Origin of the sequence: Actinomyces succiniciruminis (assembly GCF_900002405.1) — a bacterium.
GTDB lineage: Bacteria > Actinomycetota > Actinomycetes > Actinomycetales > Actinomycetaceae > Actinomyces > Actinomyces succiniciruminis.
In genome coordinates this window covers 21,583-38,254 of record NZ_LK995482.1, presented here as the reverse complement: position 1 = coordinate 38,254, position 16,672 = coordinate 21,583, and the positions used below count along the sequence as shown (strand labels likewise).

The following is a 16,672-nucleotide window of genomic DNA, read 5'->3' as shown; positions in this document are numbered from 1 at the left end:
CCGGCGTGGCCGCCCCGCCGAGCTGGACGAGGAGGTCCTAAAAAGTGAGAGCCATGACTGCCGACGTGGTCGTCGTCGGCGGCGGCGCCACCGGCGTCGGGGTCGCCCGCGACGCCGCCATGCGTGGCCTGAGCGTCGTGCTGCTGGAGCGCGCCGACCTGGCACAGGGCACCTCCGGCCGCTTCCATGGGCTGCTGCACTCCGGCGGCCGCTACGTCGTATCCGACCCCGGCTCCGCCCGCGAGTGCGCCGAGGAGAACGCCATCGTCTCCCGCATCCACGCCGACGCCGTCGAGCGCACCGGCGGCATGTTCGTCGTCACCCCCGAGGACGACCTGGAATTCTCCGACCGCTTCCTCATCGGCGCGCAGGAGACCGGCGTCGCCTGCGAGGAGTTGAGCCTGTCCGAGGCGCTGCGGCTGGAGCCGCGCCTGAACCCCGGCATCAAGCGAGCCTTCGCCGTCAACGACGCCGCCGTGGACGGCTGGCAGATGGTGTGGGGCGCCGCCCGCTCGGCCCGAGCTCACGGTGCCGAGATCCTCACCTACCACGAGGTCACCGACCTGGTGGTCGAGGGCGAGGGGGAAGACCGCCGCGTCGTCGCCGTACGGGCCCATGGGCTCAAGACCGGCGAGGACCTGACCATCTCCTGTGCCATGGTCGTCAACGCCGCCGGCCCCTGGGGCGGGCGCTTGGCCGCCATGGCCGGCTCCGAGGCGGTGGAGATCGTGGCCGGCGCGGGCATCATGATCGCCGTCAACCACCGGCTGGTCAACCACGTCATCAATCGCTGCGTCTACCCCGCCGACGGCGACATCCTCGTCCCCGACCACACGGTGTCCATCATCGGCACCACCGACAGTCGCATCCCCGACCCCGATCACATCCCGATTCCCCGTGAAGAGGTCGCCCAGATGCTCGACGCCGGCGAGGTCCTCATCCCCGGGTTCCGGCAGACACGGTTGGTGCACGCCTGGGCCGGCGCCCGGCCACTGGTGCGCGACAAGCGCGTATCCGGCACCGATACCCGCCACATGAGCCGCGGCATGACCGTGCTGCGGCACAGCGAGGCCGAGGGCCTGGCCGGGCTGATCACCGTGGCCGGCGGCAAGCTGACCACCTACCGGCTGATGGCCAAGAACACGGTCGACGCAGTCTGCGCCGAGTTGGGCGTGGAGCGGCCGTGCACCACGGACACCGAGTCCGTCCCCGGCTCCGAGTCCGGCCACAACTACCGCATCACCCACCGGCTGGCGGCCCGGGAGCAGGATCGGCTGGAGGGCCAGATCATCTGCGAGTGCGAACTGGTCACCCGCAAGATGCTCACCGACCTGATGGACGAGCAGCCCGACGCCTCCTTCGACGACCTGCGCCGCCAGTTGCGCATCGGCATGGGCCCGTGCCAGGGCGGCTTCTGCGCCGCCCGCGTGGCCGGCGTACACGTGTGCCAGGGGCGTACCGATGCCGCCGAGGCGACCGAACTGCTGCGCACCTTCCTACGTCACCGCTGGATCGGGCTGTGGTCCATCCTGCACGGCGAGCAGGTCCGCGAGGCGGCCCTGGACTTCTGGATGCTGCAGGGCACGCTCGACGTCGAGGACCTGCCCACCGCCGCGGCCCCCGCCGCCGCGGCCACCCCGATTGAGAACGCCGAGGACGGCGAGCAGCGGCCCGACGAACTGGCGGAGGCCCTGGCCGCCCTGGCCGCAGCTCCCCGGCTCGACGCCGAGGCCGCGGCCCTCGCCGGCGCGACCCGCGCCACCGCCGCAGCCAAGCAGGAGGTACGTGCATGAACAGCGACGTCGTCGTCATCGGCGCCGGGATTGCCGGCTACGCGGCCGCCCTGCGGCTGCGCCGGGCCGGAGCCGGCGTCACCCTGGTCACCAAGGGTATGGGCGGGCTGGCCCTGTCGCCCGGAACCATCGACGTGCTCGGACGGCTCGGCGGCGCGGCCGGACCGGCCGGTCCGGGAGCCGGAGGCGAGTCGGAGCGAGCCGCACGCCGCGCCATCACCCACCCCTACGCCGCCATTGCCGCAGCCGACCTGCTGCCGGAGGGGCACCCCTATCGGGTGATCGGCCGGGACGCCACTGCTGCCGGCGTGGATCGCTTCGCGGACCTGGTCGGCCCCGACCTGCTGACTGCGCGCCCGGACGGCGCCGCGGAGGGCGCCGGCACGGGGCCGGGCGGCTCCGCCGCGAACAGCGGCGAGGGACCCGCGAACCTGTGGCTGCCCACGGCGCTGGGGGCCGTGCGCCCCACCCTGCTGGTGCAGCCCTCCATGCAGGCGTCCGTGCTGCACGACGGCGGCCGCTACTTGGTGGTCGGTCTGGCCCGGCTCAAGGACTTCACCGCCGACATGGTGGCCGGGAACCTGGGCCGCGCCGAACTGCCCGGCGGCGGACGCGTGCAGGCGCGCGCCATCACCGTCGACTTCGAGGCCCGCGCGGGCGAGAGTGACACCAACGCGGTCGGGCATGCCCGTGCCCTGGACCACCCGGACGGGATCGACCGGCTCGCCCGCCTGCTGGACGGCAAGGTGCGCGACGGCGAGACCGTGCTGCTGCCCGCCGTGCTCGGGCTGAACCGCCCCGGCGTCTTCCGGGAACTCGCCGACCGCCTCGGTGCGCCCGTCGGCGAGATTCCCCTGGTTCCGCCGTCGGTACCCGGGCTGCGGCTGGAGCACTGGCTGGACCGGCTCGCCTCCGCCGAGCGCGTGCGCGTGGTCATGGGGGCACGCGTCGTCGACAGCCGCATCGAGGGCGGCCGACTGGTATCCGTCACCAGTGCGGCCGCGGGCCGACCCCGCGAGCACCGTGCCGACGCCTTCATCCTGGCCGCCGGCGGCTTCGAGTCCGGGGCCCTGACCATGGACTCCCACGGGCAGGTCACCGACACGGTGTTGGGCCTGCCGCTGGCCGGGGTCAGCGCGGATGGGCAGGAGAACCTGCGCCGCCTGATCCACCACGACTACTGGGGCGCGCCCCAGGGACTGTTCCGCGTGGGCGTGGCGGTCGATGCGCAGATGCGGCCGCTCGGCCCCGATGGCACCCCCGTACTGGCCGGTGTCCATGCCGCCGGCGGGGTGCTGGCCGGCGCGGTGCGCTGGAGTGAGAAGTCCGGGGAGGGCATTGCGCTCGGCTCGGCCGAGGCGGCGGCCGCCGCGGTGATGGCCGAGCTCGGCCACGACGCGGCCCCGGACGCAAACAACGACAGCTTGAACGTAACGAAGGAGCAGGACTGATGTTCGACGTCGACACCCTGGCTCAGCGCTGGGACCTGCCGCTGCCCGGCAAGGGCGGGGCGCGGGTCAAGAGCGGCGCCGCCGCCGTCGAAACCGCCGCCCACTCGCTGGCTCGAGCCAGCCTTGACTGCTGCGTCAAGTGCACCATCTGCGAGACGATGTGCCCGGTCATGGAGGTCACCGACCTGTTCCCCGGCCCGAAGTTCGTCGGCCCGCAGGCGGAGCGCTACCGCAACGGGGAGAGCGTGGACCACTCCATCGACTACTGCTCCTCCTGCGGCACCTGCACGCGGGTGTGCCCGCAGGGCGTGAAGATCGCCGAGCTGAACAACCAGGCCCGCGCCGTCATGCGCGCGCAGAACAACGCTGTGCCCGTGCGCGACCGGCTGATCACCCAGACCACCCTGATGGGCAAGGTGATGACCCCGATCGCGCCGCTGGCCAACGCCGCACTGGCCAACAAGCCCATCCGCGTGGTCATGGAGAAGACGGTCGGGGTGCACCGCGACGCGCCCATGCCGCACGCACAGCCGCAGTCGCTGGCCGGCTGGCTGCGCCGTCGCACCAAGCGGGCCCGCACGCTGGTGCCCGCCGGCTCGCGCGGGCCGATCGTGTTCTTCCACGGCTGCGCCGGTGGCTACTTCGAGGTGGAGACCTCCAAGCGCGCCATCGAGGTGCTTGAGCACATCGGCTATGAGGTGATCGTGCCCAAGCAGGGCTGCTGCGGCCTGGCCGCCCAGTCCAACGGCCTGTACGGGCAGGCGTCGGCCAACGTGGTCAAGTTGTGCGAGCAGCTGGCGGCGGCCGGCAAGGACCTGACGATCGTTTCCTCCTCCGGCTCCTGCGCCGGCATGCTCAAGCACGAGGCCCACGAGATCATGGGCGTGGACGCCGAGGTACTCGCCGACGTGTCCCCGCGGACCGTGGAGCTGTCGGAGTTCCTGCGCGACCTGGACGACGCCGGTGAGTTGCCGCACCACTTCCGCCGCATCGACGCCACGGTCGCCTATCACGCCCCCTGCCAGCTCAAGGGACAGAACATGGGGATGCCCGCGATCGAGCTCATGGAACTGGTGCCGGGCTTCCACGTGGTCGAGTCCGGTCGGGCCTGCTGCGGCATCGCAGGCACCTACGGGTTGAAGAAGGAGAAGTACGACGTCGCCCAGGCGGTCGGCGGACCCCTGTTCGACATCGTGCGTGAGGTGAACCCGAACCTGGCGGTGTGCGACACCGAGACCTGCCGTTGGCAGATCGAGCAGTCCAGCGGCGTCAAGACGGTCCACCCGATCTGGGTGCTGCACGCCGCCTACGGCCTGTCCCGGCTGGCCGGCATCGAGCCCAAGCCGGAGCGCGCCGACCGGGCGCGCTGACCCCGCGGATACCGCGTCCAACCCGTTTGGACCGCCATCCTCTGTTCGGACCCCTGCCTTCGGTTTGGAGCGCCGCAGTGTGCTACCGGGGCGATCCAAACCGACTTACGGGGGCCAAACCGGTGCCAGGTGCCAAGGGCAGCCGCCGGTGCATGCGATAATGGTCGCTCATGGCGCACGAACGTGCAGGCCAGTGGGTGACAGGGGGATGCATGACGGAGGGGGCCGGCAGCACGGTCTCACTCGAGCGCTGCTATGAGGCCGCCTCGATGTACTACGTCCAAGGGGAGACCATGGACGTGATCGCCCGCCACCTGGGCGTGTCACGCTCCACCGTGTCCCGCCTGCTGACGCGGGCACGCGCCGACGGCATTGTCCGCATCACCCTGACCGCGCCCGGCGGTGCCGGCACCCTGGAGGCGGCACTGCGGGACACCTTCAACGTCTCCGCCCGGATCGTGCCCGTGCGCGAGGGCACCACCGAGATTCACCGGCTGGAGCAGGTCGCCGCCGTGGCCGCCGAGGAGCTGGCGGCCCTCGCCCCCGAGAACGGGGTGATGGGTGCGGCCTGGGGCACCACCATGTCGGAGGTCTCCGCCGCCCTGCCGCGACGCCGCGTGCCGGGACTGACCGTGGTTCAGCTCAACGGGGCCACCGCACCCGAGGGCGACGGCCCGAATGTGGGGGAGGTACTGGCCGACTTCGCCGAGCGACTCGGCGCGCGCACCGTCGCCTTCCCGGTTCCCGCGTTCTTCGACCACGCCGCCACCCGGGAGGCCATGTGGTCGGAGCGCTCCGTGCGGCGCGTGCTGGCGCTCGCGGACCGGGCGAGCCTGGCGGTTTTCGGCGTCGGCTCACTGGATCCGAGTGCGGCGCTGCCCAGCCAGGTCTACAGCGGCGGGCACCTGAGCGAGCAGGACCGCGCCCTGCTGCTGCGCGACGGCGTCGTCGGTGACGTGTGTACCGTCATGCTGCGTCAGGACGGCACCTGGCGTGACGTCGCCCTCAATGTGCGCGCCACCGGTCCTACGCCCGCGCAGCTGTCGCGGATTCCTCGCAGACTGTGTGTGGTGGCGGGGGTCGGCAAGACGCGCGCCCTGCTGGCGGCGCTGCGGGCCCGCGTGGCCACCGACCTGGTGGTCGACGACGCGACCGCCCGCGCGGTGCTGGCACTGGCCGCACGGAAGGAGAAGCGCGAACATGGGCCGCATGCGCAATACGCCCAGCACCGACAGCGCTGATTCGGGCGCCGTGGCGCCCGCAACCAGCGCGGGAGCCGAAACGAGTGCACCCACCGCGGCGGATGCGGCGGCCTCTGCCGCCCCGACGGCATCGTCGGCGGTACCCGTGGCCGCGTCCGACGCTGCCGCCCGGCTGCCCGACCGCTTCCGGGACGCGGCCTGGCGCACTGTGCTGCGCCCCGCCCGCCCCGCCGACGCGCGCGCCATCGCCGAGCTGGTGCGCCCCTATGCGGAGCGGCGCATCCTGATCGGCAAGGACCTGATCAACTACTTCGAGGACATCCAGGAGTTCACCGTCGCGGAGGGCACCGGCCGACTCGACGGCGCTACCGAGTCGGGGCTGATCGGCTGCGGTGCCCTTCATGTCATGTGGGATGACATCGCGGAGGTGCGCACGCTGGCGGTACGCCGCGACCACCTGCACCACGGCGTCGGCCACGCCATCTTGAATAACCTGCTGGACCGCGCCCGCACCCTGGGGCTGCGGCGAGTGTTCTGCCTGACCTTCGAGGTCGACTTCTTCGCCGCCCACGGGTTCAAGGAGATTCAGGGCACCCCCGTGGGCACCGACATCTTCGTGGAGATGCTGCGCAGCCACGACGACGGCGTCGCCGAGTTCCTCGACCTGGCCCGCGCCAAGCCCAACACCCTGGGCAACACCCGCATGCTCCTGGAGCTGGACGACTGAACCGCCTGGTGCAGTCTGCCGGGCGGGGCGCTGACCGGGGCGGGGCCGCGGCGCCGGTACAGTCGGCCCCATGGCGCAGAGACGGAACTCGGGGGACGGCTCCCGCGGCGGCGGGCGTGGTCGCAACGTGGGAGGCCGGGCGTCGTCGGCGCGCTCCGGTGGCCCCCGTTCCGCCTCCGCGCGTGGCGGTGCCTCTCGCTCCGGCGCTTCAGACGGCGGCGCATCCCGCTCGACGTCGTCGGCGCACTCCAGAGCTCGGCAGGCCCCTCGCGGCCAGGCGCGTGCGCAGCGCACCGTCACCACTCAGGATGGCCGCCCGGGACGGCGGCCGGCCCGCACCGCGCGTACCGGCCGCGGCCAGACCGCTCGCTCGGCGGCACGGTCGACCGCCGGCAACCGGCGTACGCAAGATCGGCGTCCGCAGAACCGGCGGCCGGCCCCCCAACGTCATCCGGTGCGGCCCCAGCGGCCGCGTTACTGGCTGCGTCGACTCGTGGTGCTGCTGCTCGCCGTGGCTCTGCTGGCGGGGATTTCTGGCGGTGTCTTGTCGGCAGCCGTCTGGGCGCGCAACACCGTCCGCGCGCAAGACGACCAGGCCGCCGCGCACACCGCCACCACCTACGCCAACCCGGTGGACTGCACCGCCGCGGACCTGGACGTCACCTTCACCTCACCCGACACGGTCGCCGCAGGCGCCGGCTTGAGGCTGAACGTGACCGTGAACAACATCGGCACCGAGGCCTGCCTGATCGACGTTGGCGCGCAGTCGCTCGGCGCCGTCATCACCTCCGGCGAGCAGACGATCTGGACCTCCACCGCCTGCCCGGCCAACCCGACCAGCCGGCGCCTGCTGGTCGCCGCCGGCACCGCGGCGTCCGCCACCATCACCTGGGACGGCAACGTGGCCTCGTCGGCGTGCGCGGCCGGAGCCGCCTCGGCGTCTGCAACGGCAGATGGCCCCGAGACCGGTGAGGTGGAGGAGAGCGCCTCCCCGGAGCCCAGCGCATCCGCACAGAGCGCCAACGCGGGGGACGTGGCCACCGCTGGCACCTATCGGGTTCGCGTTCAGTTGAATGGCACCGACCTGACCGAGGACCGCGTCTTCGTGGTCGAATGACTTCGCCTTGCCGGACAGCCGGCGTCAAGCCGGCCTCCGGCACAGGCCGTCAGATCGGCCACCGGGCACCAGCCATGCCGCCGGGCGCGGGCCGGTGACAATACTCCGGCGCCCTCACGCGTAGCGGTCGGCGATGGACACCTCCGCCAGGCGCGACAGACCGTCGCGCAGGGTACGGGCCTGGCGCGCGCCGACGCCGTCGACGGCCTCCAGCTCCTCCACCGTTGCCGCGAGCACCGCCTGCAAGGAGCCCCAGTTGTCCACCACCGCGCGCGCCGTCACCAGCGGCAGCCGCGGGATCTTCGACAGGATCCGCAACCCACGCGGTGAGACCGACGCGTCCAGGTCTTGGCCGTCTGCGCCGCCGAGGCCCATTGCGCGGGCCACCATGGCCAGGTCCAGCAGGGCGGGGGAGCCCACCCACTTCAGGCGCGCGTCCACCGTGGCCGTGTCCAGTCCCTGCGGCAGGTAGTCGGTCAGCAGGAAGTCGCGCTCGGCCATGAGCCCGCGGGTCAGCTCCTCCACCTGCAGGGCGAGCAGCCGCCCATCGGTGCCCAGCTCGACCACGTAGCCGTCGATGTCGGAGGCGATGCGACTGACCATCTCCAACAGCTGCAGCACGGCGGTGACGTCGCGTACCGTCACCAGGTCCTCGATCTCCAGGGCGTCCAGGCCACCGGAGATCTTGTCCAGGCGCGCCTTGTAGCGCTCCAGCGTGGCCAGCGCCTGGTTGGCGCGCGCCAGAATCGCCTCGCTCGGCTCGATCACGTGTCGGCGCCCGTCCACGTACAGGGAGATGATCCGCATGGACTGGCTCACCGAGATCACCGGGTGCCCGGTCTGCCGCGCCACGCGCTCGGCGGTGCGGTGACGCATGCCGGCCTCGGCGGTTTCGATGGAGGCGTTGGGCAACAGCTGCACGTTGGCGCGCCGGATGCGGTTGTTGGCCCGATCCACGATCACGGCCCCGTCCATTTTGGCCAGCTCCCGCAGTCGCGCCGCGGTCAACTCGACGTCGAGCCGAAAGCCGCCCGAGGAGATCGCCTCCACCGTCTCGTCGAAGCCGAGCACGATGATCGCCCCGGTGCGCCCGCGCAGAATGCGCTCCAGACCGTCGCGCAGAACGGTGCCGGGGGCGACGAGTGCGAGGGTCTCGCGCAGCAGGTTGACGGGGGTTTCGGTCATGGGTCTCTCCTGGGGGTGGTCCGAGCGCGCCGACTGGCGTGGGCCTCGGACCGATGCCGCATCATGCTAACCGCCCGGGGCGGCCGGCCGCCGTGAAACAGGTCGCGCCTTACTCGCCCGCCCGCGTTTGGCGGGTGGTCTGTACGTGCCGGAGTTGCCGGGGCTCAGCCGCGGGGCAGGGCGGCGCCGATGGCTTCGCTCAGGTGCGTAACCGGCAGCACGCGCATGCCGTCGACGCCGCGCAGCTCCTTAGAGCCGGCCAACGGCACGATGGCCCGGTCGAAGCCGAGGCGCGCAGCCTCCGCCAGGCGTCGCTGCACACCCACCGTCGCCCGCACCTCCCCGGTCAGGCCGACCTCCCCGAAGGCCACCAGGCCGGGGGGAGTGGGCAGGTTCTGTGCGGCGGAGACGACGGCGATCGCCACCGCCAGGTCCGTGGCCGGCTCCACCGCCCGCGCCCCGCCCACCGTGGATACATACACGTCGGTGGTGGAGGTGTCCACTCGCAGCCGGGCAGCCAGCACCGCCAGTGCCATCGCCACCCGGGAGTGGTCCACCCCGGAGGTGGTGCGCCGCGGTGAGCCGGCGGCGGTCCCGGCCACCAGCGCCTGAATCTCCACCGGCATGGGGCGGCGCCCCTCCAGCGTCACCGTGGCGCAGGTGCCGGGCACCTCGCTGCGCGCCGCCGACAGGAACAGACCCGAGGGGTCGGCCAGGCCGACAATGCCGCGCTCGCCCAGGTCGAAACAGCCGACCTCATCGGTGGGGCCATAGCGGTTCTTCACCGCCCGCAGCAGCCGCAGCCGCGCATGCCGGTCTCCCTCGAACTGGCAGACGACGTCCACCAGGTGCTCCAGCACACGCGGCCCCGCAATACCGCCGTCCTTGGTCACGTGCCCCACCAGCAGCACCGGGATGGCCCGCTCCTTGGCCACCTGGATGAGGGCACTCGTCACCGCCCGCACCTGGGTGATGCCGCCCGCGCCGCCCTCGACCTGAGCGGAGGCGATGGTCTGGATCGAGTCCACAATCAGCAGCGACGGCGCGGTGGCCTGCACGTGCCCGAGGAGCGCGCCCAGCTCGGTCTCGGCGGCGAGCAGCAGCGCCGGGTCGATGGCGTCGATGCGCTCTGCGCGCAGCCGCACCTGGCTGGCCGACTCCTCCCCGGTCACATACAGCACCGGCCCCTGCCCGCGCTCACGGGAGGCCGCGGCCGCCTTCGCGGCGACATCCAGCAGCAGCGTGGACTTGCCGACGCCGGGCTCTCCTGCCAGCAGCACCACGGCCCCTGGCACGACGCCGCCGCCCAGAACCCGGTCCAGCTCGCCCACCCCGGTGGGGCGGGCGCGGGCCTCCTCCGCGCTGACTTCCGCGATGGGGCGCGCGGCGACGGCGGGGCGAATCGGCGCGGCCGCCATGGGGACGCGCCCGGGGGAGCCGATTCCGCCCGCGGCCGACTCTACGAACTCCTCCAACGTGCCCCAGGCGCGGCACTCGCGACACTGACCGAGCCACTTGGGGCTGGACCAGCCGCACTCGGTGCACACGTAGGCGGTGTGTGCCTTCGCTGTCTTCATGGTGGCCATGGCGGCAGGCTACCGGGAGCCCCCGACATGAATTCGGGCCGCTTCAGGACGCCGTCGGTCGTACCCGCCGACGCCGTATCCGTGCGCGGAGGGCTGCGCCTGCGCGGACGCCGTGGGTTGGGCGGGCGGCATGGGCGGGCCGGCTGCCAGCACCTGGTTGTAGCTCGGGACCTGGCCGTAGGTCGGCACGGCCCCGTGCCCCGGGACCTGCCCGTAACCCGAGGTCGGCCCGCTGCGGTGCGCGCGGGCCCACTTGCGCGGAGTAGTCCCCGATCTCGGCGCGCCGAGGGCAATGGCGGTCGCCTCGGTGCCTTGCCGGGTAGGTGGGCGGCATAGGAAAATGCCCTAGACCGAGCCCCGGACGCCCGGCGCCGGGGCCGCGACCGAAGGGATGACCGTCTTTGGCCGACTCCACCCACGCCCGCCGACTGAGCCGTCGCACCCTCCTGGCCGGGGCCGCCGCCACGGGCGCCGCCGTACTGCTGGCGGCCTGTGCGTCCGACGGCAGCAGCACGGCGGGCCCTTCTGCCGCCGCGGGCAACGCCTCACAGGGCGCCACCGAATCCTTCCCCATAACCATCGCCCACACCTACGGCTCCACCACGATCGCGGCCGAGCCGACTCGCATCGTGGCCATCTCCACCGTCGACGCCGATGTGGTCATCTCCCTCGGCGTGGTCCCCCTGGGTATGCCCGCCGTCACTGCGGGTGCCGACGGCGAGGAGGCCTACCCCTGGACCACCGCAGGTCTCGAAGCGCTGGGGGCCGGCTGGGACACCGCCGCCGCGCCCACCCTGTACGCCGCGGCGCACGACGTCGACGTCGACGCGGTCGGCGCGCTTGAGCCCGACCTGATCCTCGGCGTGCACTCGGGCATGAGTGAGGACGAATACGCGCGCCTGTCCGCCGTCGCCCCGACCCTGGCCTACCCGGCCGACGCCTCCGCCTACGAGGCCTCCTGGGAGGCGGTGACCGTCGCCGTCGGCAGGGCGCTGGGGCGTTCCGCCGCGGCCGAGGCCCTGGTCAACACCACCACCGATGTGCTGACCACCGCCCGTACCCTGAATCCGGCCCTGTCCGGCGCCACCTACGCGGCGGTCGCGCTAGATGCGAGCGGTCCCTCCATCACCGTGTACACCGAGGTCGATACGCGGTCCCAGGTGCTGCGGCAACTGGGATTGACCCTCGCCCCCGCAGCCCAGGCGGCGGAGGGAGCCGCGGGAGCGGTCGCCGCGAACTACCCGCTTAGCGAGGCCGGGGAGTTGGAAGCCGATCTGTTGTGGGCTCAGGTGGATGGCGACGACGCCGTGGACGCCGTCAAGGCGGACCCCCAGTTGGCCGAAATTCCGGCCGTCGCCAACGGCACCGCCCTGTTCGTCAGCGATGAGGTCGCCGCCATGAGCCTGGCGGCGGCCTCCCCACTGTCACTGCCGTGGTGCTGCGAGAACCACGTGCCCGACATCGTCGCCGCCGTCGAGGCGAGCCGGAGCGTCGCAACGGCGTCGGCGAACGCGACCGCGAGTGCCGGCGCCTCGGCCACGGCATCATGAACCGGCGCGCCGCCATATCAACCGACCTCGGCGTGTAACTTCTACCGATTTCGGTATGTAACTTCTACCGACCTCGGCGGTTGCTTCGAGCGGCCTCGGGGCGAGATAGGGCTTGCCGTTCGCCTCCACGGCGACATAGGTTAGCCATACATAGGTGAACCTGACCTAAGTTTAGTGGTCGGCGGAAGCCTGTGCCTCTCGCGTGGACCGTGCCGCGCGAGCCCTACCATCCCGAAGGAAGACATGTCTCGTAAGCTCCCTGCGCTCCTGGCCCTGTCGGCGACCGTGAGCCTCGCCCTCGCCGGCTGCTCCGGCAGCACCGATTCCGCGTCCACCTCCGCGGCCTCAGACACCGCCTCTGCCTCCGTGTCCCAGGCATCCTCGGTCACCATCGAGGACAACCACGGCAGCGTCGAGGTGTCCCTGCCCGTCCAGCGGGCGGCCTCCACCGACAACCGCACCTTCGAGGTGCTGGCCGACTGGGGCGTGCCGCTGGTCGCCGCCCCCAAACAGCTCGTCCCGTCGTCCATCACCGCCTATGACGGCGACGACGTCGCCGACATCGGCAACCACCGTGAGCCCGACCTGGAGGCCCTGGCGGCGGCCGAACCCGACCTGGTGATCGTCGGCCAGCGCTTCTCCGACCAGTACGACTCGATCGCCGAGCTGACCCCCGATGCCGCCCTGCTAGACCTCGAGCCCCGCGACGGCGAGTCCTTCGACGCCGAACTCGAGCGCCAGGTGACCGCCCTGGGGCAGGTGTTCGGCAAGGAGGCCGAGGCCGATCAGCTCATCGCCGACTTCGAGGACGCCCTGGAGCGCGCCAAGAATGCCTACGACGGCTCCTCCACGGTCATGGCCGTGATCGTCTCCGGCGGAGAGATCGGCTACTCCGGGCCCACCACCGGACGCACCTGGGGGCCGCTGTTCGACCTGCTCGGCCTGGAGCCCGCCCTCGAGGTAGAGGGATCCACCGATGACCACCAGGGCGACGACGTCTCTGTGGAGCAGATCGCCGAGTCCAACCCGGACTGGATCCTCGTCATGGACCGCGACGCCGCCATCACCGCGGACGAGCCGGACTACACGCCCGCCGCGGATGTGATCGCGGGCAACGCCGCGCTGCAGAACGTCACGGCGGTGACCTCCGAGCAGATCGTCTACGCCCCGGATGACACCTACACCAACGAGTCGATCATCACCTACACCGAGATCCTCAACTCGATCGCTGACGCCTTCGAAGGTGCACAGAACTGAGCACCCGGCAGCTCTCTAGGTCAGAAGCACCAGCTGGTCGCGCTGCTGACGCTGCTGCCCGCACCCGCGAGCCCCTGGTCAGCCGGGGGCTCGCGGTCGGGCTGCTGGCGGTGCTGGCCCTGCTGGCGCTGAGCCTGGCCACCGGCCAGTACTCGATTCTGTCCCACGCGGACGGCTGGGAGATGTTCCGCAACGTCCGCGTCCCCCGCACGCTCGCGCTGGTTTTGGCCGGGGCCGCCATGAGCATGTCCGGCCTGGTCATGCAGCTGATCACCCAGAACCGCTTCGTGGAGCCGACCACCACCGGCACCACCGAATGGGCCGGCCTGGGCCTGTTGACGGTGATGGTGGTCTTCCCCCGAGCCAGCGTGTTGGGGCGAATGGCCGGCGCCGTCACCGCCTCATTCATCGGCACCATGGTGTTCTTTCTGCTGTTGCGCCGGGTCTCCCTCCGTTCCTCCCTGCTGGTGCCGATCATCGGCATGATGCTGGGGGCGGTGGTCAGCGCGGTGTCCACCTTCTTCGCGCTGCGCACCGACATGCTGCAATCCCTGGGCGTGTGGTTCCAGGGCAGCTTCACGTCGGTGTACCGGGGCCAGTACGAGGTGTTGTGGATCGTGGTAGCGGTCGTGGCCGCGATCTTCTACTACGCCGACCACCTGACCGCCGTCGGCCTGGGGGAGGACGTCGCCACGAACATCGGCGTCGACTACCGGCGCACGGTGCTGATCGGCACCGCTCTGGTGGCCGTGGCCACCGGCACCGTCACCGTGGTGGTCGGCTCGCTGCCCTTCCTGGGGTTGATCGTCCCAAACCTGGTGTCCATGCGCCGTGGGGACGACCTGCGCTCCAACCTGCCCTGGGTGTGCCTGGTGGGGATCGGCTTGATCACCGCCTGCGACCTGCTCGCTCGTACCATCATCGCCCCCTTCGAGATCCCGGTGGCCGTGATACTCGGCCTGGTGGGGGCCGCGGTGTTCATCGCCCTGATCATCCGCCAGACCGGGAAGGGATGAGCATGAGCCACAATGCCTCGGCCGCACCCCCAACTGGCCGTCTCGATACCGACGCAACGACGCCCAGCGCCGACACGGGTACGACGCCGGGTGCCCCCACGGACGCCGACGTGGCCACGCGCAGCCCCGCCGTCGTCCGCCGCTCCGGCGCCTTCCCGAACTCCTCCGCCCGCCGTCGCTGGTGGCTGACCTACCTGGCGGTCACGGGCCTGGCGGTCTGCTTCGCCGTCGGCCTGCTGGTGTGGAAGAACCCGATGGAACCGGGCAGCCGCGGCTTCTGGCTCATCGCCCAGCGGCGCCTGGACGCCGTAGTCGCCATGATCGTGGTGGCCGTATGCCAGGCCATGGCCACCGTCGCCTTCCAGACCGCAACCGGCAACCGCATCATCACGCCGTCGCTCATGGGATTCGAGTCCCTGTACCGGGCCATCCAGACCGCCACCATCTTCTTCTTCGGGGCCACCGGCCTGACCGCCACCCGCACCGCGCCCATGTTCGCCCTGCGGCTGGCGCTCATGGTGGGGCTGTCCCTACTGCTGTACTCCTGGCTGCTGACCGGCGGCGCGCGCAACCTGTACTCGATGCTGCTGATCGGCGTCGTGATCGGCTCGGCCCTGGGGAGCCTGACCACCTTCATGCAGCGCCTGCTCACGCCCAGCGAGTTCGACCTGCTCTCCGCCCGACTGTTCGGCTCCATCGCCAATGCCGACCCCGACTACTACCCGATCGCCATCCCCCTGGCGGTGGTGACGAGTGCCGCCCTGCTGGCGTACTCGCGCCGGCTCGATGTGCTCGCCCTGGGGCGGGACGCCGCCACCACTCTGGGGCTGCACCACACCCGCGCCACAATCGGCGTGCTGGTGCTGGTCTCGGTGCTCATGGCCACCTCGACGGCGCTGGTCGGCCCCATGACCTTCCTCGGCTTCCTGGTGGCGACCCTGTCCTACCAGCTGTCGGGCACCTACGACCACCGCTACCTGTTCCCCATGGCCGCCAGCCTGGGACTGCTCGTGCTCACGGGCGCCTACTTCGTCATGCGGCACGTGTTCTACGCCCAGGGCGTCGTCTCCATCATCATCGAGCTGGTGGGCGGCTCGGTGTTCCTCGTCGTCGTGCTCAGAAAGGGGCGCCTGTGATTGAGCTGGACCGGGTGCGGAAGGTCTACAACTCCGAGGTTTCCATCGGGCCGGTCAGCCTGGAGCTGCCCGCCGGCGGGATCACCGCCTTCATCGGTCCTAACGGCGCCGGCAAGTCCACGCTGTTGACCATGGTGGGGCGGCTGCTGGGGATTGACGAGGGTGCCGTGCGTGTGGCCGGGCTGGATGTGTCCTCCACCAAGTCGGCGGACCTGGCCCGGGTGCTGTCCATCCTGCGGCAGGAGAACCACTTCATCACCCGGCTCACCGTGCGTCAGCTGGTGGGCTTCGGGCGCTTCCCCTACTCCCACGGGCGGCTCACTGCCGACGACGAGCGCATCATCTCCCGCTACATCGACTTCTTCGGTCTGGGCGACTTGGAGCGCCGCCATCTGGACGAACTCTCCGGCGGGCAGCGGCAGCGCGCCTATGTGGCCATGGTGCTGTGTCAGGAGACCGACTATGTGCTGCTGGACGAGCCCCTGAACAACCTCGACATCGCCCACAGCGTGGAGATGATGAACCACCTGGAGCGCGCCGCGAAGGAGTTCGGCCGCACCGTGCTGATCGTGCTGCATGACATCAACTTCGCGGCCCGCTACGCCGACCGCATCTGCGCCCTGAAGGACGGCGGCGTATTCCGCTTCGGCCCGCCGGCGGACATCATGCGTGACGACGTGCTCACCGCCGTCTTCGGCACCCCCATCCGGGTGATCGAGGGCCCGTCGGGGCCGCTCGCCTGCTACTAGGTCCTGTTGTGTAAGTGCTTGGGTGGCGGTGCGCGGTTGGGTGGCGGTGTGTGGCTGTTGAGCCTGTCAGTTGGACCCCTGTTCCCCCGTTGGACCGCCGTAGCCGCCGGTTACAGCGGTCCAACGGGGCGTTGGCGGTCCAACCGGGGCGTTGGCGGTCCAACCGGGGCGGTGGCGGTCCAACCGGGGCGTTGGCGGTCCAACCGGGGCGGTGCAAGACCCACTCGCCCCCTCGACGAGCGCACACAGCCCGCTCAAACTGGAGCCCCGTAGCCACCAGATACGACGAACTCGCCATCCGCTATCAGACCACCATCCACATCGCCAGCACCGCCCCGCCGGCACAAACGACTTACACAACACGACCTAGGTGCGGGCACACCGGCGGTGCCCGGCGCGTTCCGCGGTCGGGGGTCGCATTTCACGACCTCGGGCCGCACTGCACGACCTCGGTGTGCTTTCCACGACCACCCCGGGGTCGTGCAACGTACACCAAGGTCGTGGAACATCGCCGGGGGTCGTGGAATGCGGCC

At 71.3% G+C, this 16,672-nt stretch carries 13 protein-coding genes; 11 read left to right on the top strand and 2 right to left on the bottom strand.

Features of this window, described 5'->3' with window-relative positions; genetic code table 11:
- Nucleotides 1-44 precede the first annotated feature (44 nt).
- From glpA to BN1056_RS04425, 6 genes are all read left to right on the top strand, one after another.
- Nucleotides 45-1,793, top strand: coding sequence for an anaerobic glycerol-3-phosphate dehydrogenase subunit GlpA (gene glpA, locus BN1056_RS04450; RefSeq protein ID WP_210579399.1), 1,749 nt, complete (start codon nt 45-47; stop codon nt 1,791-1,793).
- Nucleotides 1,790-3,244, top strand: coding sequence for a glycerol-3-phosphate dehydrogenase subunit GlpB (glpB, locus tag BN1056_RS04445; RefSeq protein WP_210579396.1), 1,455 nt, complete (start codon nt 1,790-1,792; stop codon nt 3,242-3,244). The genes glpA and glpB overlap by 4 nt, the downstream gene beginning before the upstream one ends.
- Complete coding sequence (locus BN1056_RS04440; protein ID WP_210579395.1) at nt 3,244-4,614, top strand: anaerobic glycerol-3-phosphate dehydrogenase subunit C; 1,371 nt, start codon at nt 3,244-3,246, stop codon at nt 4,612-4,614. The genes glpB and BN1056_RS04440 overlap by 1 nt, the downstream gene beginning before the upstream one ends.
- 212 nt (nt 4,615-4,826) lie before the next feature.
- Nucleotides 4,827-5,855: a sugar-binding transcriptional regulator gene (locus tag BN1056_RS04435; protein ID WP_244671500.1), complete on the top strand. Its 1,029-nt coding sequence runs from the start codon at nt 4,827-4,829 to the stop codon at nt 5,853-5,855.
- Nucleotides 5,824-6,543, top strand: a complete 720-nt coding sequence (locus BN1056_RS04430) for an amino-acid N-acetyltransferase (RefSeq protein ID WP_244671499.1) — start codon at nt 5,824-5,826, stop codon at nt 6,541-6,543. Before BN1056_RS04435 ends, BN1056_RS04430 begins: the two co-directional genes overlap by 32 nt.
- A gap of 454 nt (nt 6,544-6,997) precedes the next feature.
- Nucleotides 6,998-7,660: a hypothetical protein gene (locus BN1056_RS04425; protein ID WP_210579393.1), complete on the top strand. Its 663-nt coding sequence runs from the start codon at nt 6,998-7,000 to the stop codon at nt 7,658-7,660.
- A 114-nt stretch (nt 7,661-7,774) separates the two neighbouring features.
- On the opposite strand, the gene disA is transcribed toward BN1056_RS04425, so the two are convergent.
- Together disA and radA are read right to left on the bottom strand one after the other, a co-directional pair.
- Entirely contained in the window at nt 7,775-8,845 is a 1,071-nt protein-coding gene (gene disA, locus BN1056_RS04420) for a DNA integrity scanning diadenylate cyclase DisA (protein ID WP_210579392.1), read from the bottom strand.
- Between the two features lie 164 nt (nt 8,846-9,009).
- Complete coding sequence (gene radA, locus BN1056_RS04415; RefSeq protein ID WP_210579391.1) at nt 9,010-10,431, bottom strand: DNA repair protein RadA; 1,422 nt, start codon at nt 10,429-10,431, stop codon at nt 9,010-9,012.
- A 401-nt stretch (nt 10,432-10,832) separates the two neighbouring features.
- Here radA and BN1056_RS04410 point away from each other — a divergent pair, with 401 nt between their 5' ends.
- From BN1056_RS04410 to BN1056_RS04390, 5 genes are all read left to right on the top strand, one after another.
- Nucleotides 10,833-11,981, top strand: coding sequence for an ABC transporter substrate-binding protein (locus BN1056_RS04410; protein WP_210579388.1), 1,149 nt, complete (start codon nt 10,833-10,835; stop codon nt 11,979-11,981).
- A gap of 243 nt (nt 11,982-12,224) precedes the next feature.
- The gene (locus BN1056_RS04405) at nt 12,225-13,238 is read left to right on the top strand and encodes a siderophore ABC transporter substrate-binding protein (protein WP_210579385.1); all 1,014 of its coding nucleotides are present in this window, start codon (nt 12,225-12,227) and stop codon (nt 13,236-13,238) included.
- Nucleotides 13,235-14,254, top strand: a complete 1,020-nt coding sequence (locus BN1056_RS04400; RefSeq protein ID WP_210579419.1) for an ABC transporter permease — start codon at nt 13,235-13,237, stop codon at nt 14,252-14,254. Before BN1056_RS04405 ends, BN1056_RS04400 begins: the two co-directional genes overlap by 4 nt.
- 2 nt (nt 14,255-14,256) lie before the next feature.
- Nucleotides 14,257-15,390 (top strand): iron chelate uptake ABC transporter family permease subunit, encoded by a 1,134-nt coding sequence (locus BN1056_RS04395; protein ID WP_210579382.1) that lies wholly within the window; start codon nt 14,257-14,259, stop codon nt 15,388-15,390.
- The gene (locus BN1056_RS04390) at nt 15,387-16,139 is read left to right on the top strand and encodes an iron ABC transporter ATP-binding protein (RefSeq protein ID WP_210579380.1); all 753 of its coding nucleotides are present in this window, start codon (nt 15,387-15,389) and stop codon (nt 16,137-16,139) included. The genes BN1056_RS04395 and BN1056_RS04390 overlap by 4 nt, the downstream gene beginning before the upstream one ends.
- The last annotated feature ends 533 nt before the right edge of the window (nt 16,140-16,672 follow it).

What these genes read in the sequence shown, in the direction of transcription:
- glpB (WP_210579396.1), top strand. Translation starts at nt 1,790, where the DNA reads ATGAACAGCGACGTCGTCGTCATCGGCGCCGGGATTGCCGGCTACGCG.
- BN1056_RS04440 (WP_210579395.1), top strand. Translation starts at nt 3,244, where the DNA reads ATGTTCGACGTCGACACCCTGGCTCAGCGCTGGGACCTGCCGCTGCCC.
- BN1056_RS04435 (WP_244671500.1), top strand. Translation starts at nt 4,827, where the DNA reads ATGACGGAGGGGGCCGGCAGCACGGTCTCACTCGAGCGCTGCTATGAG.
- BN1056_RS04430 (WP_244671499.1), top strand. Translation starts at nt 5,824, where the DNA reads ATGCGCAATACGCCCAGCACCGACAGCGCTGATTCGGGCGCCGTGGCG.
- disA (WP_210579392.1), bottom strand. Translation starts at nt 8,845, where the DNA reads ATGACCGAAACCCCCGTCAACCTGCTGCGCGAGACCCTCGCACTCGTC.
- radA (WP_210579391.1), bottom strand. Translation starts at nt 10,431, where the DNA reads ATGGCCACCATGAAGACAGCGAAGGCACACACCGCCTACGTGTGCACC.
- BN1056_RS04405 (WP_210579385.1), top strand. Translation starts at nt 12,225, where the DNA reads ATGTCTCGTAAGCTCCCTGCGCTCCTGGCCCTGTCGGCGACCGTGAGC.
- BN1056_RS04395 (WP_210579382.1), top strand. Translation starts at nt 14,257, where the DNA reads ATGAGCCACAATGCCTCGGCCGCACCCCCAACTGGCCGTCTCGATACC.